Source organism: Bifidobacterium mongoliense DSM 21395, assembly GCF_000741285.1.
In the GTDB taxonomy this organism is placed as follows: Bacteria; Actinomycetota; Actinomycetes; order Actinomycetales; family Bifidobacteriaceae; genus Bifidobacterium; species Bifidobacterium mongoliense.
This window is the reverse complement of sequence record NZ_JGZE01000007.1, coordinates 1-4179: the sequence shown is the minus strand read 5'-3', so window position 1 is coordinate 4179 and position 4179 is coordinate 1. Positions and strand designations below refer to the sequence as shown.

The window sequence follows — 4179 nt, the reverse complement described above, 5'->3', positions numbered from 1 at the left end:
TCATGCATCCGGGCACGCCTCCCGCCGCGACTCCGCATGCGGGCAAGAAAACGCGAGCCGGGCTCGAATCCGATCGTGATGTGCAATTCGCGTCCGCCGCCCTCCCCCGTCACGCAACTCCACACCCGAAACCCTCCAGGGATCAGGCAACTGCAAGGCGGCGGTGAACAACAACGTGGTATCCATACCCCCAAACTACCCGCCAGCCACCTCCACCCGACCAGCCACCCACACCAAACAGCGAAAAGCCTAATAATTTCATATGACTATCTGACCGATTGCAATAGCTGTTCTATACAGGTGACTTTCATACACACAAAAATACTTAAGGCGATTCTCGCGAGACTTAGTTCGATCAGCAGTCAAGTCACGGTAAGGATTATGCGATTTTTTGCCTCAAAGCGAGGGTATAATCCCTTTTGTCAGACAAATGACGTCTGATGAAATATATATCAAGGAAGATTTATACAGAATGAGGTTTTAATGCAGAGAAAGATTAGAAAAATCGCACTTACTGTCGTCGCTTCCCTTGCCACAGCCACTATGTCTTTAGCTGCTGTAGCACCGGCGCAAGCTAACGACGCTGGCGCCTCACCTGCTCTATCCGTGACGATGGAGCGCTCGGACGATCTTGGTGACTCCGTTTACATTGGAGACTCAATCGCCTACACCATTACTTACACGAACAACACCTCCAGCCCCATCACCGCATTCCCCGCAGCCGGTAATCTCACCGGCCTATTGACCACGGAATCATCCAATTGCCGCTATGCCAACCTCGCTGCAGGAGATACCAAAACCTGCACAACCGCTCGCCATCTCATTACTCAAGAGGACGCAGATGCGGGAAGCTTCACCGCTCATACCGCATGGAAAGCGACTTTGGACCGTGACGGTTCGCAGATCGTGCAGGATGGGATAACCGTCGATGGGGAGGCCATAGCCATCATCAACGAATCACGCCCTGATCCTTCGTTCACGCCCACTGAGAGGGAGGACAACGAAGCCGTCTCACTCAACCATGCAGGAGCATATGGCTACTACTGCTATAGGATTCCAGCACTCACCGAGGCAGCGAATGGCTGGATTATCGCTGCCTACGATGGCAGACCAGGTTCTTGCCGAGACTCTCCCAATCCCAATTCGATTATGGTTCGTATTTCAAAAGACGGCGGTAAATCCTTCGAGCCTCAGAAAGAAGCAATCCAAGGGCATACAGGAACATTGGAAGAACAGTATGGTTTTTCAGACCCTTCCCTTGTCACCGATGAGGAGACCGGTGAGCTGTTTCTTTTCTCCACCAAGTCCTATGAAAGAGGACTAGTAAACTCTGACTTTGGTGTTGATCCGAATGACCGACACGTCCTCCAAGCATCTGTTGTCAGCTCAAAAGACAATGGCGCGACCTGGAGCAAGCCACGAATCATTACCTCCGATATCACAGATGACCCCACCGCATGGGCAGCACGCTTCGCAACATCCGGGCGCGGCATTCAGATGAAATACGGAGAGTACGCCGGTCGACTGGTTCAGCAGTATGCCTTCTGGAATAACGGTGCAATGAGTGCGGTTTCCGTGTACTCGGACGACCACGGCACCACCTGGCATGCCGGGAAACCTGTGGGAACGGGAATGGACGAGAACAAGGTCGTTGAACTTTCAGATGGCACTTTAATGTTGAACTCCCGTCCTAGCGCAGGCGGAAAATACCGTAAGATCGCCTACTCCCACGACGGCGGCCAGACTTACGGAGAGGTCACCGAAGACACCAATCTTCCCGATCCCGCCAATAACGCCGGTCTTATTCGTGCCTTCCCCAACGCCGCAGAAGGATCAGCCGCCGCCAAGATTCTTCTCTACTCTTCCGCCTCACCGGAAGGACGAAAGAACGGACTCATCCGAATCTCTTTTGACGATGGAAAAACCTGGGCGAAGCAGCAGCTCTTCAAATCTGGCGCTATGAGCTATTCGGTTCTGGCTCCCTTCGACGCCAAGGCAGGTGGCGGTTACGGCTTGTTCTATGAAGGTTCTGCTCTTGACGATATGAAATTCACGAAGATCTCGCTCGATTGGCTTGGCTACCTCCCCGTCACGGCGAGCGTCGACTCAGAAGTGACAACAGGTATGAATACCGTTCAGGTGACGGTAAGCAACCTTGGGAATAGAGACTACTCGAATGTAGGCATCACTCCCAGCGTCCCACAGGGGTGGATGGCAGAGAAAGTGACCGTCAGCAAGCTTGCCGCAGGGGAAAGCGCAACGGTGACCGCCAAGGTATATGTTCCCGACACCGCCAAGGTTGGAGATACCGCCGTCGCTTCCTTCGCCGTAAACACCGATCTGGAAGGAATCGAGGGCTCGGGTACCCTGAAAGTCATTGCGCAGGAGAGCACTGATGGAAACTCAGGAAACTCGAACACCGATTCGACGCAGGACACAAATTCTGGTGGGACAAATTCAAACGGTACGTCTCAGGACACAACCACGGGCAATACGGCGAAAAAGAACTCACTGTCCGCCACTGCGGCAGGAAAGAACGCCAATCCCCTCGCCAAAACCGGCACAAGCGTCACCACCGTGTTGGCCATCGTCATGTTGGCATCGCTCTGCGGGGCACCACTTGTTATAGGGCAAAGGGTTAGGAGGAAGAAGTAACTTCTGCATGGGGTCCCCGATTCGCACCTCTAGAGAATCGGAGCCACTCCACATTCACAATAGCCAAACGACAAATATCGCACCATCCCAACTGTCTAGCCATCCAAAAGTGCGAGCACGCATGGCTCCATTCAGATACATACGTGACGTTTCAGTCATATTTAATGAGATACTCCTCGCACTTTTAGTACGCCTCTTGCCGAACACGCGGGAGGCCGCGATACTGCGCCTACATGACTGCAGCATATGTCATTAATTCTGGCCTTTCGCTGTTTGGTGTGGGTGGGCTGGTTATATGGTGACGGTGGCCAGGTCGAGCTTGCCGCAGGTCAGGTGGATCATCGTGGAGAAGTGGTCCATGTTGCGCAAGCCGCGGGCTCGGGTTTTGATGTGTTGGATGATGCCGTTCAATCCCTCGAGGATCGCGTTGGTGCACCGGTGGTCGAAATACGTGAGGATGTCCCGCCAGTGACGACGGATCCGGCGGGCGAGGGTTTCCATGGGTTCCAAACGGGAGTGCATCACCCACGAGCACCATGTCCGGAACCCGGCTCCGGCCCGCATCCGGCTCGTGCTGGTGGCGTGGATGTCCTGGAGGGTCCCGCGCATCCGGCAGGCGCGTCCGGTCCTGACCCGTTGTTCCTGCAGGTTATGCTTGGGTCTCCAGCTGGAGCCCGGTCGGGCCCTCCTCGTTGCGCAGCCACAGGTATTCCGTGCGCCTGAGCAGGGGGTTGCGCCCGGCCTGCATCTTGCGGACCTTGTCGACGGCCTCGTTGGCGTGCCTGATCACATGGAACTTGTCGATCACCTTGGCGGCGTTGGGCAGGTGTCCGCGGATGCCCTTGGCGAACCCCAGGCTCATGTCGCAGGTGACCGGTGCCACCCGGTTCGGGTCACCGTTGTGGTCCATGAAATCCAACGCGAACCGTTTGACGGTGTTCGCGTCCCTGCCGGGCACCACGCGGATCACGTTGCGCTCCGCCGGATCGGCGAGCACGGTGATGTACCGGTGGCCTTTGCGGCTGGTCCCGTCGATGCCGATCGCCTCCACGCCCGTGTGATCCCCGTACAGGCGGGCCTGGTCCACATCATGTCCGATGAACCGCCACGATCCCGTGTCATGTTCGCCGACCTGCCCGGCTATGTCCGCGACCGGCTGGCTTTTCGCCGGCTCCACGACCATCGCCTCGAACAACAGTGGACCCGCTGCCTGGACGGGCCCACGGCACCGGCACCGCACGCACGCCGTGCTCGGGGCATGATACGCGCGGCACGCCCGCGTGGATGAACGCCTGGTACCGGAAGAAGTTCAAGTGCCGCCACACCCGGTTCCTGACATCATGCATCGGGCACGCCTCCCGCCCGCACTCCGCATGCGGGCAAGAAAAACGCGAGCCGGGCTCGAATCCGATCGTGATGTGCAATTCGCGTCCGCCGCCCTCCCCGTCACGCAACTCCACACCCGAAACCCTCCAGGGATCAGGCAACTGCAAGGCGGCGGTGAACAACAACGTGGTACAGTCC

The 4179-nt window shown here is 56.8% G+C and carries 1 protein-coding gene and 1 pseudogene; one reads left to right on the top strand and one right to left on the bottom strand.

Translation table 11 applies throughout. The annotated features are described in order from the left end of the window. Window positions 1-483 precede the first annotated feature (483 nt). Entirely contained in the window at window positions 484-2655 is a 2172-nt protein-coding gene (locus BMON_RS03415; RefSeq protein WP_051917851.1) for an exo-alpha-sialidase, read from the top strand. A 291-nt stretch (window positions 2656-2946) separates the two neighbouring features. On the opposite strand, the pseudogene BMON_RS09500 reads toward BMON_RS03415, so the two are convergent. After that, a pseudogene (locus tag BMON_RS09500) lies at window positions 2947-4166 on the bottom strand (ISL3 family transposase). Window positions 4167-4179: the final 13 nt, after the last annotated feature.